Source organism: Chryseobacterium sp. SSA4.19, assembly GCF_022601875.1.
GTDB lineage: Bacteria > Bacteroidota > Bacteroidia > Flavobacteriales > Weeksellaceae > Chryseobacterium.
The window spans coordinates 49,716-71,000 of the sequence record NZ_JAKVIP010000021.1 but is presented as its reverse complement, the minus strand read 5'-3'; the positions used below and the strand labels follow the sequence as shown (position 1 = coordinate 71,000).

18 protein-coding genes are annotated in these 21,285 nt (G+C 39.3%); 14 read left to right on the top strand and 4 right to left on the bottom strand.

Annotated features, from left to right (window positions below; all coding sequences use genetic code 11):
* Positions 1–85 precede the first annotated feature (85 nt).
* The 3 genes from MKJ01_RS14405 to MKJ01_RS14395 form a co-directional block, all read right to left on the bottom strand.
* Entirely contained in the window at positions 86–1,048 is a 963-nt protein-coding gene (locus MKJ01_RS14405; protein WP_241614734.1) for a hypothetical protein, read from the bottom strand.
* A gap of 192 nt (positions 1,049–1,240) precedes the next feature.
* Positions 1,241–2,467 carry a hypothetical protein gene (locus MKJ01_RS14400; RefSeq protein WP_241614735.1) on the bottom strand — a complete coding sequence of 409 codons (1,227 nt, stop codon included), beginning with the start codon at positions 2,465–2,467 and terminating at the stop codon, positions 1,241–1,243.
* Positions 2,468–2,495: 28 nt separating this feature from the next.
* Entirely contained in the window at positions 2,496–5,114 is a 2,619-nt protein-coding gene (locus MKJ01_RS14395) for a TonB-dependent receptor plug domain-containing protein (RefSeq protein WP_241614736.1), read from the bottom strand.
* A 191-nt stretch (positions 5,115–5,305) separates the two neighbouring features.
* Between MKJ01_RS14395 and MKJ01_RS14390 the strand changes: the two genes are divergently transcribed.
* The 12 genes from MKJ01_RS14390 (at position 5,306) to MKJ01_RS14335 (ending at position 17,174) form a co-directional block, all read left to right on the top strand.
* The gene (locus tag MKJ01_RS14390; protein WP_241614737.1) at positions 5,306–5,983 is read left to right on the top strand and encodes a response regulator; all 678 of its coding nucleotides are present in this window, start codon (positions 5,306–5,308) and stop codon (positions 5,981–5,983) included.
* Positions 5,984–6,034: 51 nt separating this feature from the next.
* On the top strand, positions 6,035–7,081 hold the full coding sequence (locus tag MKJ01_RS14385; protein WP_241614738.1) for a cell wall metabolism sensor histidine kinase WalK: 1,047 nt from the start codon (positions 6,035–6,037) through the stop codon (positions 7,079–7,081).
* Between the two features lie 115 nt (positions 7,082–7,196).
* Entirely contained in the window at positions 7,197–7,790 is a 594-nt protein-coding gene (locus MKJ01_RS14380) for a plasmid pRiA4b ORF-3 family protein (RefSeq protein WP_241614739.1), read from the top strand.
* A gap of 203 nt (positions 7,791–7,993) precedes the next feature.
* A complete protein-coding gene (locus tag MKJ01_RS14375; protein ID WP_241614740.1) occupies positions 7,994–9,343 on the top strand; it encodes an alpha-amylase family glycosyl hydrolase in 1,350 nt (449 codons plus the stop codon).
* Between the two features lie 198 nt (positions 9,344–9,541).
* On the top strand, positions 9,542–9,982 hold the full coding sequence (locus MKJ01_RS14370; protein WP_241614741.1) for a hypothetical protein: 441 nt from the start codon (positions 9,542–9,544) through the stop codon (positions 9,980–9,982).
* A 172-nt stretch (positions 9,983–10,154) separates the two neighbouring features.
* Entirely contained in the window at positions 10,155–10,949 is a 795-nt protein-coding gene (locus MKJ01_RS14365) for a thymidylate synthase (RefSeq protein WP_241614742.1), read from the top strand.
* A gap of 44 nt (positions 10,950–10,993) precedes the next feature.
* Positions 10,994–11,236 (top strand): hypothetical protein, encoded by a 243-nt coding sequence (locus MKJ01_RS14360; RefSeq protein ID WP_241614743.1) that lies wholly within the window; start codon positions 10,994–10,996, stop codon positions 11,234–11,236.
* Between the two features lie 380 nt (positions 11,237–11,616).
* The gene (locus tag MKJ01_RS14355) at positions 11,617–11,829 is read left to right on the top strand and encodes a hypothetical protein (RefSeq protein WP_241614744.1); all 213 of its coding nucleotides are present in this window, start codon (positions 11,617–11,619) and stop codon (positions 11,827–11,829) included.
* Positions 11,826–12,911, top strand: a complete 1,086-nt coding sequence (locus MKJ01_RS14350) for a serine hydrolase (RefSeq protein WP_241614745.1) — start codon at positions 11,826–11,828, stop codon at positions 12,909–12,911. The genes MKJ01_RS14355 and MKJ01_RS14350 overlap by 4 nt, the downstream gene beginning before the upstream one ends.
* Positions 12,912–12,938: 27 nt before the next feature.
* Positions 12,939–13,169, top strand: a complete 231-nt coding sequence (locus MKJ01_RS14345) for a hypothetical protein (RefSeq protein ID WP_241614746.1) — start codon at positions 12,939–12,941, stop codon at positions 13,167–13,169.
* 13 nt (positions 13,170–13,182) lie between these two features.
* Positions 13,183–15,696 carry a M1 family metallopeptidase gene (locus tag MKJ01_RS14340; protein WP_241614747.1) on the top strand — a complete coding sequence of 838 codons (2,514 nt, stop codon included), beginning with the start codon at positions 13,183–13,185 and terminating at the stop codon, positions 15,694–15,696.
* A 149-nt stretch (positions 15,697–15,845) separates the two neighbouring features.
* Entirely contained in the window at positions 15,846–17,174 is a 1,329-nt protein-coding gene (locus MKJ01_RS14335) for a hydroxymethylglutaryl-CoA synthase family protein (RefSeq protein ID WP_241614748.1), read from the top strand.
* A gap of 164 nt (positions 17,175–17,338) precedes the next feature.
* Here MKJ01_RS14335 and MKJ01_RS14330 read toward each other — a convergent pair whose 3' ends face one another.
* Entirely contained in the window at positions 17,339–18,265 is a 927-nt protein-coding gene (locus tag MKJ01_RS14330) for a helix-turn-helix domain-containing protein (protein ID WP_241614749.1), read from the bottom strand.
* 178 nt (positions 18,266–18,443) lie between these two features.
* Between MKJ01_RS14330 and MKJ01_RS14325 the strand changes: the two genes are divergently transcribed.
* The gene (locus tag MKJ01_RS14325; protein WP_241614750.1) at positions 18,444–19,973 is read left to right on the top strand and encodes an aldehyde dehydrogenase family protein; all 1,530 of its coding nucleotides are present in this window, start codon (positions 18,444–18,446) and stop codon (positions 19,971–19,973) included.
* 223 nt (positions 19,974–20,196) lie between these two features.
* A complete protein-coding gene (adhP, locus tag MKJ01_RS14320) occupies positions 20,197–21,231 on the top strand; it encodes an alcohol dehydrogenase AdhP (protein ID WP_241632666.1) in 1,035 nt (344 codons plus the stop codon).
* Positions 21,232–21,285 lie beyond the last annotated feature (54 nt).

Genomic DNA, 21,285 nt, shown 5'->3' with positions numbered 1-21,285 from the left:
TTGCTCAGTTGAACGGCTTTGATTTTAAAAGCTGGATCGTATATTTTTCGCTCTCGTTTCATAAGTTAAAATTAAGGCTTTATGCTTAACTTTTACTGGACGATAAGTTAGTATATCCACATTTGGAAAATACAATATTGTCCAGTGTAGCATACGTTCCGGAATACAACCGGATCCCATTGGACTCTCCGGAAGTTGCGCCCAGCACGGTTACATTTTTGATGACAGGGTTGGATCTTGGTGAAGCATCTGCATTGGTTGCATTATTCAGCCCTTTGATTCCTGTATTTCCCGTTCCGTCAGCTTTTCTTGTGGTATACATATTGTTGACGGTTCCGGTCCATCCATCGGTCCATACAAAAGCGTCATCCTCGTTGCCGGCAGATACGATATTGGAGACATTAACAGTTCCTCCGTACAGCTGGATGCCGTCTTCAGCACCGTTTATGACGGCGATATTTTCTATTTTCGTATCGCTACCGATCCCGAATAAAGAAAGTCCGTTGAACTTTTTACCCGCAACAAAATCAGCTCCGGCATACTGTATTTTTACATAGGTGAAAGATCCTGAGTTATCGTTGGAAGCTGTGCCTCCATACAATGCATTCCCGATTTCAGAAGAATCTGTAGTGCCTGTATTAACGGGAGCTTTCCCACAGATAATCAATCCGCCCCAGCTGCCCGGTGTTGCGGCAGAGGATGAAAATGATACGGGAGACAAAGTGGTGCCGTTCGCAAAAAGCTGTCCGCCCTGTTCAACAAGGATATAGGAAGCCGCACCGGCTGTCGCAACAATTCTGGTTCCGGCAGGAATGACTAATTTACCGCCGTCTTTTACCTTCACTGCTCCGTTAAGGACATACACCTTGGTGGCATCCAGGGTCACCACCTGACCGTTGGTAATATCGCCTTTGAAGCTACCCGGATCCTGTGCGATGCCCACCACGGGGATGGTAGCAATCTCTTCATCATCTTTGCAGGAAATCATGGTCAGTGAGGTACCGGTTATTAGTAAAGAGACAATCAACGGTATAAAATTTTTCTTCATAAGTAGGTATATTTTCTTTTTACGGAATTGAGATGATCTGAACCCTGTGTTCAAAAAGCCAAATTACATCTTTTCTGTTTATTTCCCAATTCAAAATCCCGGGTTATCCTTTAAAAAACTTAATCATGCAAAACGGCATCGGAAATAGATTTCCGATGCCGTTTCAGTTAATATGAAGAAACTAATTACTGATTATTGTAGTCCTGCCAAAAGGTTAACTCCGTCTACAGTAGCCCATGCTCCTGCAGGTAGGGAAACTTTGGTTACGGTAGAGGTATTGGTGAATGTTTTTCCACCATTCGTCTGAGCGTATCCCCAAACTCCTGCGTTATCGGAATTTACATAGTTGACAGGAGAAACAGAAACTTTGGTAGGATTTGCATTTACCTGGTTGGTATTTGTAGCATCATCCTGGATAAGAACTGCATAAGCGTTTTTACCTCCCATGTTTTTATAGCCACTGATATATACATTAGAGAAAATCCCCGTTCCCTGTCTTTTGAACTGAATCGCTGAAATTTCTACGGAACCTGCAACTTCAGGATTCGTATTGTTGTCTCTGATTAAAGTAATATTAGAAATTTTAGGAGCTGTATTATCTACATTTGCAGAAGCCTCTACTTCCATTCCAAAGTTACCTGTTCCGGTCTGGAATGCATACCAGTTCGTATTGTTTTGTCCGCTCCAAGCATCCTGCCAGTCGAAAGAATCGTCAAAGTTTCCGTAAGAAACGATATTTTTAGCACTTACCGTACCTCCGAAGAATTCGTATCCGTCATCTGTTCCTTTATAAGTTACCAGGTTTTCCAAAGTAGTTCCGGCTCCCACTGCGTAGAAGGTCATAGAATTGGTTTCGGAAGTACCGTCATTGATTTTTTTACCTCCGTATTCTACGCGTACAAATTTCATGGTTCCTGAATTGGAATTGGCATCATTTCCACCATAATATACGCTGTTTCCATCTTCAGAAAGCGCCTGAGATAAACCATTTACCGCTTTGATAGGAGCATTTCCGTATAATGTGATTCCTCCCCAGTCACCAGGTGTTTTGGTAGTCGTGGTAAACACGATCGGTTCTGAAGCTGTACCTACTGCATTAATTTTACCATCCTGAAGGATTACCAGGCTGCTGGATTTGGTTGTAACAGCGTTGAAAACAGCACCCGCTTCAATAGTAATTGTCGCTCCATTGGTTACTTTTACAACACCGTCTAAAATATAAGTTCCTTTTTTAATTAAAATATCTTTAGTAATCGTCCCGGAAAGAGTTCCGCTTCCGCTAAGAACACTTTCAGTAGTTCCAGGAGTATTTACTGTACCGTTACCGTTATCTCCGTCATTGATATCAATAGAGCAAGAAGATAGAGTTACACTTAAAGCGAGTGTAAGAGAAAATAAAGTTAAAAGATTCTTTTTCATTTTATACTAAGATTAATTTTTACTGATTTTAGAATGTATATCCTACTGTAAAGTTGAAGTTTACTCCGTTGAAATAACTGTTTAGCGCATAATTACCTTTTGTGTCAACTGGATAATAGCTGTTGTCACCTAATTCTACTCTGTACTTGCTGTTCAGCATGTTTTGTACTCTGAATTTGATATTCCAGTTCTTATCAATTTGATTCTGGTAGACAAAATCCAGCTGGTTAAACGGTCTTTCGTAATAGTTATCGGTACCGGAACCTCCAACAGCAAAAATTTTAGATCCGGATACGTTATACACTAAAGAGATCGTACTGCTTAAATTTTTAGAGTTTTTATACTCATATTTCAAATCCGCATTGATAGTGTAAGGTGCCGCTCCCTGTAAACCTCTTCTGTGAAGCTGATCATCGGTAAATCCTACAATATTCGGTCTTTCTGTTTTTAACTGATCTTCACTTCTGTCAACATCAGAATACATAAAGGTCGCGTTGGCGCCAAATGTAAATTTATTCAATGCTTCCGATAGCCTTCCCAGACTTAATATTCCTTCCAATTCAATACCTGCTAAAGTTGCTCTTTTTGCATTATAGAATGTAATAACAACCCCACTTGCATTTCCTGACGGTGCTATGGATTTCTCAATAGCGTTATCAAGCCTTTTTGCAAAAAGGTTTACCGCAAACATTTCTTTTGCAGAAGGATAATGTTCCCATTTCAGGTCAATATTATAGTTTTCACTGTTTTTAATATTTTCATTACCTCTTACGGAGGTGTTATCAGGATTGATATACTCGATCGGCATGGTTTCAATCAGGATAGGACGGGTAACGGTTTTGCTTAAAGACAGCCTAAGATTGTTTTTTGTATCCAGTGCTTTCTTTACGGAAAGGGAAGGAAGGAAATAATTCATCTTAGGAGCCAGTGTACGTCTGTCTGCAACACCTGGGGCATTATAGCGGATAATACGCATGTCATTCTCAAATCGCCCGCCAATTAAAATATCCCAGCTATCAGTAGGTTTGTAATCCGCATGAACATATCCTGCATTCACAAACTGATAAATATTTGATAAATAAGAATAAGCATCGGAACCTTCTCTGTAATACAATCTGTTGTTATTGATGGAATTGTCTAAGGTAGGCTGAATATTATCAACGTTTACGTTAACAGGATTGTTTGCAAATTGGAAATTAGGAACACCAAAAATGAAACGGTACGAATTTTTTCTCAAGTCAGCAAAACCGTTGTATCCGGCAGTCAGCTGTAAAGGGTAATCTTTACGTTCACCTTTGTTCCCAAGAAATACGGAATACTCTCCATAAGCTGACGCATAGAATTTGCCGTCAACATCCAGGTATTGTCTGATCAGGTTGTTACCTCCATAAGAAAATACGGCATTATTGAAATCCGTAGGCATGGTAAGTTCAAATATCTTTCTGTCCGGCTGGCTGTAATTGTTCATTACATAGCTTGCTCCCGCTTTAAATAAATGACGTTCTCCCAATTTTTGAGAAGCGTTTAACTGCATGTCGAGAAATCTCGAAATATCCTGCTGGTTCGTTCTGAAAAAGCGTACGTCTTCATTGATGAAGTTTTTATAACCGCTGAAGTCTTCAATAATGTTTGCAGAATTTTGAAGATAAATAGCATTTAAATTTACGTTTGTGCCTTTATTCTTATACCCTAAACCAAATAGTGCGGAAGATTCAAGTTCGTATACGTAACTTTTCTTTGTTAATAAATTACTTAATTCAACCTTCTGTCCATTATCTCTGAACTGATTGTTGTCCCCTTCTCTGTAAACATATTTTGAACCTTGATTCAGGGAAAGCAATAGTCCGAGCGTTCCGCTTTCACCGGCCTTGAATTTCTGTACCGTGGTGAAGCCTATGCTTGTATTGGGTATAGTTTTGATATTTTTTACGTTCCAAGAGTCTTTAAAAGAATTTAACGATTGTTCTTTTGTAAAGCTATAGCTATTAGGTCTGTACTCTCTTACTTCTGTTGGAAGCCTTCTGTCTCTTGAATTTAATCCCAAATAAGAATTGATGCCTGTTGACCCTTCAGCAATTTTAAAGTTATTCCTGAATGTGCTTAATGTATTTACTCCGACACTGAATTCAATTTTGGAAAATGCTTTATCAATCGTTAAGGTTTCAATATCGAAAGTCGCTCCGGCAAAGTCACCGTATAGATTGGAGTTAAATGTTTTGTAGATATTAAGCTTCCCTACAACGTCTGTCGGGAACTGCTTTAAAGCAATGATTTTTTGAAAGGGATTGTTAGAAGGAGAACCGAGCCCGTTAATTAAAAGATAATTGTATCTTTCTTCAAGGCCTCTTACAAAAAGACCTCTTCCTTCAACAGTAGTGATTCCGGTTACTTTCGTAAGACCCTGCTCAACGTTGGAAATTCCTTTCCTGGAAATTTCTTCAGCACTTACAGCCTGTTTCTGGATGATTGCCTTTTTTTGTTCTACGAGAACTGCAGTTTCCGTTTTCTTGTTACTGCTTCCCTGGATCACTACACCTTCAATTTTTTTTTCTTTCTTGATGGTGTCGTTTTTGGTTTCTTGAGCGTAAAGTACAGTTCCGGATGTTGTTAAAAACAAAACTGCAATACTCAGTTTTCTAAAATTCATTTCTTTTCTTCTTACTATATTCTTTCGGTGCAAAGGAAGGGAAGATTAATGGAGTACATGGTTTAGCGAAATTTAATTTTTTCTTAACTAAACATTAAGAAAAGATTATTATTGTTAACTTTATGTGAACGATGTCCGTTTTGTTAAACTGTGATTAAAATATTATTAACTTTGACTCGTAAAAATCAAAAATGAACCAAAAGAAAATCCTCCTGATAGACGATGAACTGGATATTTTAGAGATTCTGTCTTACAATTTGGAAAAGGAAGGCTATGATATATATACAGCCACCAACGGTAATGAAGGAATCGACAAAGCCAGGGAAATTATTCCGGACCTGATCCTGCTGGATGTAATGATGCCGGAAAAAGACGGGATTGAAACCTGTCAGGAACTTCGCAGGATCAAAGAGCTTCAGAAAACCCTGATTGTTTTTCTTTCTGCAAGAAGCGAAGAGTTTTCACAGTTGGCCGGATTCCAGGCGGGCGCCAATGATTATATCGTTAAACTCATCAAACCGAAGATCCTTATTTCCAAAGTGAATGCCTTGTTGCAGCTGACGTCGCAGGTTTCGGATAATGCCAAGCTTATTGAAATCGGTGACCTCATTATCGATAAAGACAATTTCAGGGTTTCCAAAAGCGGGCAGCAGTTTCTGCTTCCGAAAAAAGAATTCGATCTTCTGTACTTACTGGCTTCAAATACTGAAAAAGTATTTAAAAGGGAAGAAATTCTGGAAAAAGTATGGGGAAATGACGTGATTGTAGGAGAAAGAACGATTGATGTACACATCAGAAGACTAAGAGAGAAGCTGGGAATTAATACCATTCAGACCTTAAAAGGAATTGGGTATAAACTTATTGTTTAATATTCGGTTCCAATCCTTATCTTTACTGTCAACCCCTAAAATAGTGTAAAATTGAAATTTTACAGGCTTACCCTTGTAGCCTCCTGTCTTCTGACACTGGTGATGTTCCTGTTAGTAATCATTTTTGATTCGCTGAAGGACTTGTATTACAGCACTCCGTTCTTCAAAATCGGACTCTTTATCTGTCTTATATTTATTTTTATCATTAATTATATCGTACTGGAGCTGCTCTTTAATTATTACGGTAAAAAACAGGTCCGCGGACTTTCCCGTATCCTGCCGCAGGAAATTGTAGATAACAATAATGAGAATATTACCATTAAAGAATTGGGGGAGCGGTTTTCAGATCTCAATCAGAAGAAAATTACCGAGCTTGATATGATGAAGGAAATGGAAAGCTACCGTAAAGAATATATCGGTAATGTTTCCCATGAGCTTAAAACGCCGCTGTTTTCGATTCAGGGATATGTGGAAACGTTACGTGATGGCGGGGTCGATAACCTGGTGATCCGTGATAAATACCTGGAAAGGATTGATAAATCTGTAGAAAGGCTGATTGCAATTGTTACCGATCTGGATATGATCAACCGTTTGGAAGCAGGCGAGATTAACCTTACGGTTTCCAAATTTGACGTGAATATCCTCATCAAGGAAATTTTTGATCTTCTTGATCTCGAGGCTGAAAAACATAACGCTACTTTACAGATTCAGACTTTGCATCCTCAGATTTTTGTGGAAGCGGATAAGCAGAAAATTTCACAGGTCTTTATTAATCTTATCTCAAATGCCATTCACTATGCCAACCGCCAGGAAGCGAAAGTCGTGGTAAAGACAAGTGTTCTTAAGAATAAAGTATTAATTGAAGTGATAGACAACGGTATGGGGATAAAATCCGAAAGCTTACCCAGAATTTTTGAAAGATTCTACCGGGTAGAGACCAGCCGCAGCAGAAGGGAAGGCGGTTCAGGACTTGGCCTGGCTATTGTAAAGCATATTCTGGAAGCCCATAATGAGAATATCACCGCAGAAAGTGTTTATCTGGAAGGAACAAAATTCAGTTTTATGCTTGAAAAAGCAAATCATGCCGGCAAAATGTAAGGAAAAAAAATGTTTTAAAAAATCCATAAATATTTTTTTGTCACATCTCATTTATTTTATATTTGCAATAGAGATTTATCATAATAATAAAGGCAAAAAGTAATTTAAAAAACTGATGGTTTATAAAATCCGCGTAATATTAGATGCAAAAGAAGATATTTTCCGGGATATCGAAGTTAAAGGGAAACAGACGCTATGGAACTTACATTTAGGGATCAAGAGTGCGTTCAGCCTGCAGGGAGAGGAACTTTCTACATTTAATCTCCTGGAAGAAGACGGAACAATCATAAAAAGCGTACCGTTGGAAGATATGAGTGACGATGGTGACGGTGAAATTATGTCGGATGTGTACATTGATGAAGCTTTTGAAAATACAGGAAACAAGGCACAGTTTCAGTACGGGCTTCTTGACCTTTGGGAATTCTTCTGCGAACTTGTTGAAATCATTGACGAAACAAAAGGGGTAAATTACCCGATTACCGTATACAGATTCGGTAACGTGCCTTTGAAAGCACCTGCCAAAAGTACGGCCGGAGGATCCAAGAAAAAATCGGCAATGCCCTTGCTGGACGATGATTTTGGCTTTGACGATGATTTAATGGCAAGCGGGAACTTCGCAGACGAAGACGACGATAATTTTGATGATGAGGAAGAAGAAGACTACAATGATGATGTTTTCGAAGATGACGATAATGAAGACGACAGATAATTAAAACGATTAAAATATCAGCCCTGAATGAGAATTCAGGGTTTTTTTATTACAAAATTGAATGTCAGTAATAAGGGGCTTTCTCTGTTCTTAAATAGAGAAAGTTTTACATTCAGTTTTATTGGTCATCTCTGTCATATAAAATTCACAAGCTAACAATGCCCTTTTTCGGTTACAATTCCTATTTTTGTTAAAAGTACTGAATGAAAAAGTTAATTTTAATCGCAGTAATGAGCCTGGGAATGATTTCCTGTGCCACTCAAAATATAAAAAAAGATATGACAGACTTGCCGAAAAACTGGAGACATACGACTAATATTTATGAAGTTAATGTAAGACAATATACCAAGGAAGGGACATTCAGGTCGTTTGAGAAAGAAATGCCGAGACTGAAAGCAATGGGAGTGCAGACACTCTGGTTTATGCCGGTTACCCCGATCGCACAGCAAAATAAAAAAGGAAGCCTGGGAAGCCAGTATGCAGCCGCAGATTATACTTCTGTTAATCCGGAATTCGGGACTATGGAAGACTTTAAACATATGGTGAATGAAGCGCACAGGCTGGGGTTCAAAGTCATTATTGACTGGGTAGCCAACCATACCGGTTGGGACCATGTCTGGACCAAAACGCATCCTGAATTTTATTTAAAAGACCCGGACGGAAAATTCCATATGGCATCAGGGATGGATGATATTATTGAACTCGATTATAAAAACCAGGAAATGCGTCATGCCATGATCGATGCCATGAAGTTCTGGATCAGGGAAACCGGGATTGATGGCTTCAGGTGTGATTTGGCTTCATGGGTGGAAGTGGATTTCTGGGAAGAAGCCCGCCCGGAAGTTGAAAAAATAAAACCGCTTTTCTGGATCGGGGAATATGATGAGCTTGAAAATCCGGATTATGGAAAAGTTTTTGATGCCAGCTATTCCTGGAAATGGATGCACAAATCTGAAGACTACTACAAGAAAAACCAGCCGCTACAGGAACTGAAAGATCTGTTAATTCAATACTCGAAGATCGGAGACGGTTCTATGAGAGCCTGGTTTACTACCAACCACGATGAAAATTCATGGAACGGAACGGAGTATGAAAAATACGGAGATATCACCAAGCCAATGGCTGTATTCTCCGCTACCTGGAACGGAATCCCTTTGCTGTATTCAGGTCAGGAACTTCCCAATCTGAAAAGGCTGGAGTTCTTTGAAAAAGATCCGATTCAATGGGATGGCAGCTACCGGATGTCAGATTTTTACAAAACTTTATTCAGCCTGAAGGCTTCAAATCCCGCATTAAGAGGAGGTGACCTGGCGGTGACCACCTATTTCCTGAACACGACAGCCAATAATAAAATATTAGCTTATCTAAGGAAAAACGGGCAGAATGAAGTACTGGTCGTTCTGAACATGTCTAAAGAACCTGTGAGCTTCAGTATTGAAGACGAGCAGGTATCCGGGACTTTCAAAAATGTTTTTGATAAAACGAAAAAGAATTTTGATGAAGGTAAAACCTTTGATTTTAAAGTATCAGACTACGCTGTGTTTGAGAAATAAGAACTGAATTTTCTAAATAAACGAGCAGGCGGCTAAATCATGGCTGCCTGACTTCGTTTTGTAAACTTATCACAAGCTCTGAGAAGTACAGTTTTTAATGAAAGGATTTTTTTAAGCTAATACTTTGAATAATTTTAAACAAATAGTAACATTACAATGTATTTAATACATTTGAAATCTTTGCTACACCAACAGTCAATGGATAAATCGGAAATAATAAAAATAGTAAGAAATAAAATCACTTCGAAAATTCAGAATTTTGAAAACCTGATTGCGGAAACCAGAGCTTCGAGCAATGATACGAAAAGCTCTATGGGCGACAAGTATGAAACCGGCAGGGAAATGCTTCAGCAGGAGATTAACAATCTTCAGAGGCAACTGAATGAAGCTTTAAATCAGCAGGTTTTGATCCGGAAAATAACCTCTGAGCCTTCCTTAAAAGTGCAGAACGGAGCTTTGGTAAAAACAGACAAAGGTGTTTTTTACATCTCGGCTTCCATCGGAGAAATCATTTTGGACAATCAGAAAATAATGACCATATCTGCTGAATCTCCTTTGGCGAAGGCTATGACAGGATTAACCAAAGGACAGAGTTTCTCCGTCAATACAGTCAGCCAGATTATTGAAGAAATTTGGTAACCGTATTATAAGCAGCCTTTGAATGCCGGTTAAGATCAAATTATACTAAATAATACTGAATTTCGTTAATTGGTATGTGACAGCAGGACAGGATATTGGTAAAATGACTCCTTTTTATTCGGCCTTTTAAATTAGATTCTTTAAATTTGGGAACATAAAACAGCTTTTCAAAATGCAGAATTACCTAGACCTTTTACAGCATATTTTAGATCACGGAACTGACAAAACTGACAGGACTGGGACCGGAACCAGAAGTGTTTTCGGATACCAGCTGAGATATGACCTGTCTAAAGGATTTCCTTTGGTGACCACCAAAAAAGTGCATTTGAAATCTATTATTTATGAATTGCTTTGGTTCCTGAAAGGCGATACCAATATTAAATACTTAAAAGACAACGGCGTCTCTATCTGGGACGAATGGGCAGACGAAAACGGTGATTTAGGTCTTGTTTACGGCGCGCAGTGGAGAAGCTGGAACGGAGCGGACGGAAAAGCAGTTGACCAGATCACTGAAGTTATTGATCAGATTAAAAAAAATCCGGATTCCAGAAGGCTGATTGTTTCGGCATGGAATGTTTCGGAAATCCCCAATATGGCTTTAGCACCCTGCCATGCGCTGTTTCAGTTTTATGTCGCTGACGGAAAATTATCACTGCAGCTATACCAAAGAAGCGCAGATGTTTTTCTTGGGGTTCCGTTTAATATTGCGAGTTACGCATTATTGCTGATGATGGTAGCGCAGGTCTGCGATCTGGAAGTAGGGGATTATGTGCACAGCTTCGGCGATGTTCATATTTACAATAATCATTTCGAGCAGGTGAACAGACAGCTTTCAAGAGAAACTAGGCCGCTTCCGACCATGAAACTGAACCCTGAAGTTAAAGATATCTTCAGCTTTGATTTTGAAGATTTTACGTTAGAAAATTATGATCCGCATCCGGGGATTAAAGCACCCGTAGCGATTTAATTTTTAATGATAATTTCATTACCTTTAATTTAAATTCAGAAAGTATGGAAATTAAAATCCGCTTATATGAATACGCAGATGTTCCTTTCATTAAAAAACTTTTATCCCAGATAAAAGGTGTTACGAGTATTGAGGTTACTGAAAATGAGAAAAGTTATTCTTGGGAAGAAATTGAAGATTCGGAATATTTTGCGAAAGTAATGGAGCAGAGTGAGAATGATTACAAAAATGGGAAAACCCAGGATCTGACAGATGATGTGTTAAAGGAAATATTTAATGGAAAATGAGAATTACGATTTCAGAAACTGCAAAAGTCTCTTTGAAAGAAATTGTTGATGTTTTAAAAACGAACTGACTGCAAAAGAAATTGCTGTTTTAGAAAATGATATCCGAAAATTCAGGCAGACCATTATTGAAGATATCGTTAAACATCCATCCTTAGAAAAGTTTCCTAATGTAAAATATACACTGATCGGAAAAAAACAAATTAAGCTGATTTACGAAATTAAAAAAGACCAGATTACTATTAAATTGTTTTTAGTATTGTAACAGGATCCGTTAAAATTGAAATATTTATTAATAGGATAACTAAAAAGTGAAGTGCAAAACTTCACTTTTTTTGTAACATTCAGAACATTTTTTCAACCTATTGATTAAATCTCAATGCATGTTAAAAAAGTTACTTTTTCTTTCGGTGATCAGCATTTCAGGTATTTCTTTTTCTCAAAATAGAGTAAAGGAAAAACTGGGAAATTATCTGGATTCCCTGTTTGTGCATCACAAAGTAATGGGAAGTTTTGCCTTTACGGATAAGAACGATACGAATTTCCTGAAAACAGTAGGATTTTCTGATGCGGAAAACAGCAGAAGGCCAATATGAATACCCAATATCGTATTGGCTCTATCAGTAAGACTTTTACGGCCGTTCTGGTCATGAAAGCGGTGGAAGATAAAACACTTTCTTTAGACAGAAAACTTTCAGATTTCTATCCTGAGATTCCCAATTCAGATAAAATTAACATTGAGCAGCTATTACAGCACAGAAGCGGAATTCATAACCTGACGGATGAAGCGGAATATGCTCAGTATTATATGAAACCTCAGACAGAAACTGATCTAATCAATATCATTAAAAAATATAAAAGCGATTTTGAACCGAGATCAAAGTATAACTACAGCAACTCCAACTATATTCTGCTCGGGTTTATTCTGGAAAAGACATATAAAAAGCCATATTCGGAATTAATCAAGGATAAAATTGCCAAGCCACTGAATCTTACATTAACAGAAGCGGGAGGAACAATTGATTCCTCAAAAAACCAGGCAAATTCTTACATGTATGCCAACGGAATATATCATAGGTTACCCGAAACGGATATGAGTATCCCGGTTGGCGCGGGAAATATCATCTCAACACCCACTGAACTTATAAAATTCATTCTCGGATTGGAACAAGGGAAACTTCTTAAAAAAGAAAGCCTCGATAGAATGAAAAATTTCATTGATGATTATGGGTACGGAGTGGTGAAGTTCACTTCCGGTAAAATCTCCGGTTTTGGGCACAACGGCGGAATCGACGGTTTCAGGTCAGCATTGTTCTATTTTCCTGACCTGCAGATTGCGGTAAGTTATGTTGTGAACCAGGCGGATGTGGATACCGATGAGATTTTCGATAAAATGATCTTAACGGCGACAGGAAAAGATTTTGAAATGCCGAGCTTTAAAACCCTTGAAATCCCGGAAGCCCAGCTGCAGAAATTCACAGGCATTTATGCAAGTGCCGGGGTTCCTGTAAAATTCAATATTTTTATCCAGGATAAAAAACTGATGGCGCAGGCAACCGGACAAAGTGCTTTCCAGCTGGATGCAACTTCTGAAACCAGCTTTAAATTTGATATGGCAGGGATTGTAGTTAATTTTTATCCGGAAAAAAACAATTTGACATCATTCAGGGAGGTGTAAAAACAACATTCACAAAAGAATAATATAATGAAATACTTAAAAATAAATACCGAACAGAACGCTGATCTGGAAGCATTGAAAAATGCTATCCTTCAGATGAAAAGTGTAGAGTCTGTAGAAATTATCGATGAGGAAAATCCTGAAAGCGAACTGAAAAAAGCGTTTACCAAAACCAAAGAACAGTTTAAAAAAGGAGATTACGAAACAGTAGTCAACGATATTTTCGATATTTTAACAAAAAACAATACTAAGAAATAAGTACTACATACATATGAAAAAAGCCGTTTTATCGATCGCTATCCTTAGCGGGATTTTCTTTTCCGCAAATATGACAGCACAAACTGAAACTTCAGGAAGGGAAAAAGTCTACAGAGCGACCCATACAAAAGCAACGGAACTGAAACATACCAAGCTTAAAGTAAATTTCGATTACCAGAAGGAACAGATGAATGGGGAGGAATGGCTGACGGCCGCACCGTATTTTTATCCGACCAACGAACTGACCCTGGATGCCAAAGGAATGCTGATTCATGAAGTGGCTTTGGATAACAATGGTAAAAAATCTGCTTTAAAATATGATTACAAGGATGATGTCTTAAAGATTACTTTAGACAAGACGTATCAGAAAAATCAGGATTATACGGTATACATTAAATATACGGCCCGCCCGAATGAAGTAAAACAGGAGGGAAGCGCAGCGATCAATGATGCAAAAGGTCTGTATTTCATCAATGCCCAGGGGAAAGATGCGGATAAACCGACCCAGATCTGGACACAAGGAGAAACGGAATCTTCTTCTGCATGGTTCCCGACTATTGATAAATCCAATCAGAAAACGACTCAGGAAATCTACATGACGGTTCCTGACAAATATGTAACGCTTTCAAACGGTATTTTAAAAGATTCACGAAAAGAAGCCAATGGTTTGAGAACAGATCACTGGGTGATGGACAAAAGACACTCTACCTATCTTTTCTTCATGGGCGTGGGAGAGTATGCCATCGTAAAAGACAAATGGAGAAATATTCCGGTTGATTATTATATCGAAAAAGAATACGAGCCTTATGCAAAGCAGATTTATGGGAATACACCGGAAATGATGGAGTTTTTCTCTAAAAAGCTCGGATATGATTATCCCTGGGCAAAATATGCACAGATTTCTGGAAGGGATTACGTAAGCGGTGCGATGGAAAATACAACCGCAACCTTGCACGGAAGCGATATTTTACAGAAACCGGGACAGCTGATCGATGAAAATACCTGGGAAGATACCATTGCTCACGAATTATTCCATCATTGGTTTGGGGATCTGGTAACGGCAGAAAGCTGGAGCAATCTTACGGTTAACGAATCTTTTGCCAACTATTCGGAATATCTTTGGAACGAATACAAATACGGAAAAGACCAGGCAGATTATCACCAGATGAAAGATGTGAACATGTATCGTACAACCCCGGGCTATTTTGATAAAGATTTAGTACGTTTTAATTATGATTCACGCGAAGATGTTTTTGATCTGGTTACTTATCAGAAGGGAGGAGGAATCCTTCATATGCTGAGAAATTATCTGGGTGATGATGCTTTCTTTGCAGGAATGCAGGATTATCTGAAAACCTACGAATACCAGAACGCTGAAGCCCATCAGTTAAGATTGTCATTTGAAAAAGTTTCAGGAAAAGACCTCAACTGGTTTTTCAACCAGTGGTACTTCGGAAGCGGACATCCGAAAATTAATTATTCCTATACTTTCGAACCGGTTAAAAAACAGATTGCCCTTACCATCAACCAGACGCAGGATCAGCCTTTTCAATTTCCTCTTGCTATTGATGTGTATGACAACGGAAAGCCGAAAAGATACAATGTCTGGGTAAATGCGCAGGCAAAAAATACCTTCAGCTTTGATACTTCGAAAAATGCTGATCTGGTAAACATTAATGCAGACGGTGTTTTACTGGCAGACATTACCGATACGAAAACCCCGGAACAGAATCTGATGCAGTTTTCAGGATCCAAAGAGTTCAAAAGCCGGTATAATGCTTTAAGCGGAATCAAAGACCAGGTAGGAAAAAATCCGGCAGCAACAAAATTATTGTCGGCCGCTTTGAAGGATCCTTATTTCAGAACAAGAATCAAAGCCCTGCAGCTGATGGACCTGTCAAATGCAGAACAGTTTAAAGCGATGGGTTCGGAGGTGGAAAAATTAGCATCAAATGATCCCAAAACTTTGGTTCAGGCAGCAGCTATTTCCGCATTGGCAAAAACCAAAGATAAAAAGTATATGCCGGTATTTGAAAAAGGAGCAAATGCCGTTTCAAATGCTGTAAAAGGAAATTCGGTAGTGGCAATCGTAGCCATTGATCCTTCAAAAGCGAATGCGCTGGCAGAGAAAATTGACCTGAAAGGCGCATCAGAAACTTTGCTTGGACAAATGCTGCCGATTGTCGTGAAAAATAAAGTCACTTCGCAGATGTCAAATATAGCACCACTGGTAGCATTCTATCCGTTCATTAAATTCCAGAATCCCGAATTGGGAAAATCCGCCGAAGAAGGATACAACTGGATCATGTCTTCAGATAATCTGAAAGCAACAGAAAGCATTACCAAAATGGTGAGCCAGGCAAAAGGACAGATGGGCGATAATCCTCAGGTGAAAATGATGATTTCCCAAATGCTGAAAGACGGTTTGAGTAAAAAGATGGAGCTTCTTAAGCAGAATCCTCAGAATGCCGCAAGCATCAACAAGCAGATTGAGGCCATCAATAAAGCAATCGAAGATTTTAAATAATTAATGATACTTTTAAAATTAAGAGCACTTCCGAAAGGAGGTGCTTTTTTTGTTTTTAACTTCAATTCACAATCATTTTTAAAAATCTGTCAAATATCATAAGTGATTAAACGTTTACATTTTTTAAATTCGTAGTAAAATTGATTGATATGACTTTTGGAATTGAAGCAGCAAGCTATTATGTCCCTTCCTTGTATGTAGAAATTAAAGACTTAGCAGAAAAAAGAGGAATTGAACCCGCAAAGCTGGAAAAAGGACTGGGCCTTCACAAAATGGCATTGCCGGATATTCATGAAGATGCTGCCACTTTTGCGGCAGAAGCTTTGCTGAAATTAATGAATGATTACCATCTTAATCCAAAAGAAATAGCAAGAATCTATCTGGGGACGGAATCTGCTTTAGACGCAGCGAAGTCAACGGCTTCTTATGCCATGCAGATGGTGGAGAAAGTACTCGAAAATGAATTCGGAGAAAGATGTTTCAAGAACTGTGATGTGGTGGACATGACGTTTGCCTGCATCGGAGCAGTGGATGCCCTTCACAATTCATTGGATTTTGTAAGAGTCAATCCTGATAAAAAAGCCGTGGTGATCGCCAGTGATTATGCCAAATACGAACTGGCATCTTCAGGGGAATATACACAGGGCGGAGGCGCGGTGGCTCTTCTGGTTTCTGCAAAGCCGGACTTACTGGAAATTGAAAACAACTGGGGCGTTGCTACAGAAAGTGTTTTTGATTTTTTCAAACCCAGACGCCATTTTAACAAAGAAGATCTTAAAGATGCTCCTGAAAATTTCCCTGATAAAATTGAAATTTTCACGGATGAACCTGTTTTCGACGGCCAGTATTCCAATCAGTGTTATCAGGACAGAATAAAAGAAGCGTATGATCATTACAAACAGATAACCGGAACAGCAAAGCCTTATGAAAACTGGAAATACATGATCTTTCACCTTCCGTATGCATATCACGGAAAAAGAGTCTTCACGGAAATCTACAGCCTGGAAAATACACTTCCGTACTCAAATCCTGAAGAACAGAAGGCAGTGGCAAAATCTCCGGAGTACATTCAGTTCATTAATGATACCATCGAAAGGTCTCAAAGAGCATCATCGGAAATCGGAAACATGTATACCGCTTCTATTTTTATGGCATTGCTATCAGCATTACAGGTTTCTTTTGATGAAAATAAAGAGCTTTCCGGAAAAGAAATCGGTTTTCTGGGGTATGGGAGCGGTTCTAAATCAAAAGTATTTGCGGGAAAAGTTTCTGAGAACTGGAAAAGCGTTGTTGAGAAATGGGATTTGTTTGAAAACTTAAAAAACAGGACAGCCATCGATTTTGAGACGTATGAAAAACTGCACAGGAAGCAACTGGGAAAATCCGTTAATGAAAACTATAAAGGTTTTGGATTGAAAAATGTTGAATTGCAAAACCCGTTTCTGAAAGGAGCGAGATATTACGATTATCAAAAGTAATCCGGTAAAAAATTAAGCACTTCATCCGGAGTGCTTATTCTTTATTATTAGTGCAATCAATATAATGAAAGCTAATAGAATTAAATTAATAATCCAGTCTACTTTTTTACTTATTTTAAACCCAAATAAATATTCAATCATCTCTTTAGGCGATATCATGATTATTATTCGCTTAAAATAATTATTTTATCCTGATAGCTCTTCGGAGTCGTTCCTACCAGCTGCTTAAAAACCCTTGTGAAATAATTCGTATCAGAAAACCCCGTTTGGTAGGCCGTTTCCTTAATGCTGTTCCGGCTTGCCAGCAATTCTTTAGCCTTGGTTATTCTTTCATGAAGGATAAATTCATTCGGTGAGGTTCCCAGCTCATCTTTAAACATCTTAAAGAAATTGGATTTGCTTACATAGGCTAATTTTGCAATGCTTTCCACCGAAAGTTTCTGATGAAGGTTTTTTCTGATGTAATCCACCACAAAGCTGATTCTTGACTGGTGCTTAGCCCTGTTCTTTTCCACCATATTTCTGGCCTGGGTCTGCATCAGGCGGATCAGCAGCTCTTTCAAAGCAAAATCCGCCATAATATCTTTCTGGGAATTGTCGTCCATCGCAATCCGCATAATGTTGTTGGTGGCAGAAGCTAAAGAGGGGTTGTTAAACAGGAAATATTCATCCAGCTCAATGTTCCACCGGGAGGTTTCATCGGTTTTAGGTGTATGATAATTTAAATGATTCAGGGAATCTTCAATGAATTCAGGGTTCAGGCTTAACGAGATACATTGCGAAGGGGTTTCATCAGCTTCAGGAAAATCAATCACCATCGTTTCGCCCGGTGCCACCAAAACACTTTCGCCCGGGAAATAATCGAAATATCCGGTTTTGTTTTCCAGCTTCATATGTTTTTTTCCGCGAAGCATCGCCGTAAAAGCCATCGTTTCAAAATACAGCTTTACATTAAAGGCAGCCTGATGGGTTTCATAGATGCTAAATTCGCAGTTGTTCAGGTTGAATACGGTTTGGTTTTCAACAAGATTCAACAGCTGGTTCTGCCGTTTTAATTCAGGAGTATGGAGTAAAGATTTAGAATCATTCATTGTTAAAAATGTTTTGGATGCCTGATACTCAAATATAAAGATAATCAGCAGATACCACTGTTAATGAAATGATAAAATTTAGCCTTTATACGATTGTGAAGTTTTTTTGTACGATTATGCTATACAATTATTTTTAGGCTGTGTAAATTTAGAATCAGCAAAAATAAAAATTATTAAAATGAGTACAGTTACAGAAAAGCAGTCAGGATCAGTTTTACAGTGGCCTGAATTTAAAAGCAGATATGATAATTATATTGACGGTAAGTATACACCTCCGGTAAACGGGCAGTATTTCGATGTTGTTTCTCCCGTGAACGGAAAGAACTTTACCCAGGCAGCCCATTCATCCAAAGAAGATCTGGAGCTGGCGGTTAATGCTGCAGAAAAAGCATTCCAGACATGGAAAGATACTTCATCTACTGAAAGAAGTATTATTTTAAATAAAATCGCCGACAGAATCGAGCAGAATCTCGAATATCTGGCAACGGTAGAAACAATCGACAACGGTAAAGCCGTAAGGGAAACGCTGGCGGCAGATTTACCGCTGGCCGTCGACCACTTTAGGTATTTCGCTTCTGTGATCAGGGCAGAAGAAGGCTCTCATAATGAATTGGATAAAGACACGGTTTCCTTGATTGTTCATGAGCCGCTTGGAGTAATTGCCCAGATCATTCCATGGAACTTTCCGATATTAATGGCTGTATGGAAGCTGGCGCCTGCTTTGGCAGCAGGAAACTGTGTCGTGTTAAAACCGGCTGAAAGCACTCCGATTTCCATCATGGTTTTAATGGAAATTATCGGGGATCTGCTTCCTGCCGGGGTGGTGAATATCGTTAACGGTTTCGGAGCGGAACTGGGAAGAGCACTCGTGACCAATCCTAAGGTTAATAAAGCAGCATTTACCGGCTCTACGGCAACAGGTAGGTTGGTGATGCAGTATGCGACAGAAAATATCATTCCGGTAACGCTGGAGCTAGGCGGGAAATCTCCTAATGTATTCTTCAGTTCGGTAATGGATGCGGATGATGAATTCCTGGATAAGGCGATTGAAGGAGCCGTACTTTTTGCCCTGAATCAGGGTGAGATCTGTACCTGTCCTTCAAGGTTGCTGGTTCAGGAAGATATTGCTGATGCCTTCATTGAAAAAGTAATCGAAAGGGTAAAAGCCATCAAAGTAGGAAACCCGCTGGATAAAACCGTGATGATGGGCGCGCAGGCTTCCAAGATTCAGAAAGACAAAATCCTTTCTTATATTAAATTAGGAAAAGAAGAAGGTGCAGAAGTTCTGGTAGGAGGAGATGTGAACCATGTAGGCGAAGATCTTGAAGACGGATATTACATCCAGCCGACCATCTTTAAAGGAAATAACAGAATGAGAATCTTTCAGGAAGAAATTTTCGGGCCGGTTCTGGCATTTACCACATTCAAAGATGAGGAAGAAGGGATTAGAATTGCCAACGATACCATCTATGGATTGGGAGCAGGAGTATGGACAAGAGATGCGCACCAATTGTATAATGTGCCACGTAAGATCCAGGCGGGAAGAGTTTGGGTAAATCAATACCACTCTTATCCGGCAGGGGCTCCTTTCGGCGGTTACAAGCAGTCGGGAATCGGTAGGGAAAACCACAAAATGATGTTGGATCATTATCGTCAGACTAAAAATATGCTTATCTCGTATAACAAGAACAAATTAGGTTTCTTTTAATATTACATGTTAGGGCGTGCCCGTTTGTCCTGTTTTTAAAACAGGACAAAACGGTCGGGCTATTCAGGGCTACACTTTGTTTCGGTACTGCATTTCATTCCGTACCGGCTCGGCTGCGCCTCGCCGCCCTTCCTATCCCTCACGCAATATTTCACCATTTATGTCTTATCTGAGTTATTCGGATAAGCAGAATTCCTATTATCAACAAATTAAATAAAAACGTATGATTCCAAAAACCATGAAAGCTGCTGTAGTACAAGGCTACGGACAACCCCTAAAAATTGAAGAGGTTCCTGTAAGAGAACCGGGAAGGTATGAAGTGCTTGTGAAAGTAATCGCCTGCGGAGTCTGTCATACTGATTTACACGCAGTAGAAGGGGACTGGCCTGCAAAGCCGAAAATGCCTCTTATTCCGGGACATGAAGGAGTAGGAATAGTGGTTGCCTGCGGTCCTGAAGCCAAAGTGAAAGAAGGGGATGCTGTAGGAGTACCCTGGTTGTACAGTGCATGTGGATGCTGCGATTATTGTATCACAGGGTGGGAAACGTTGTGCGAAGCGCAGCAAAACGGCGGATACAGTGTAGATGGCGGCTTTGCAGAATATGTTATTGCCGATTCGAGATATGTGGGACATCTGAAATCAAATGTCAACTTTTTAGAGATAGCACCTATCCTATGTGCAGGAGTAACGGTATACAAAGGCCTGAAAGAAACGGAAACAAAACCCGGAGAATGGGTTGCCATTTCAGGAATCGGCGGGTTAGGGCACGTAGCTGTACAGTATGCCAAAGCGATGGGCATGCATGTGGCGGCGATTGATGTGGCAGATGACAAGCTTGAACTGGCAAAGAAACTGGGAGCGGATCTTGTAGTTAATGCAAAAAATACAGATCCCGGTAAATATCTGCATAAAGAAGTGGGCGGAATGCATGGAGCCTTGATTACAGCAGTTTCGCCGATTGCTTTTAAACAGGGTATTGATGTATTGAGAAGGAAAGGTACCATCGCATTGAACGGACTGCCTCCGGGCTCTTTTGAACTTCCGATTTTTGAAACGGTTTTAAAAAGAATTACCGTGAGAGGATCTATAGTCGGAACACGGAAAGACCTTCAGGAAGCCCTGGATTTTGCCAACGAAGGGTTAGTAAAAGCAACTGTAACAGCTGCAAAACTGGAAGACATTAATGACGTTTTTGATAAAATGAAAAAAGGACAGATTGACGGCAGAATCGTTCTTGATATTGCCGGATCAAATTAATTATTAATATAAAATGAGGCCTGGCAGATTATTTGTCAGGCTTTATTTAATTTT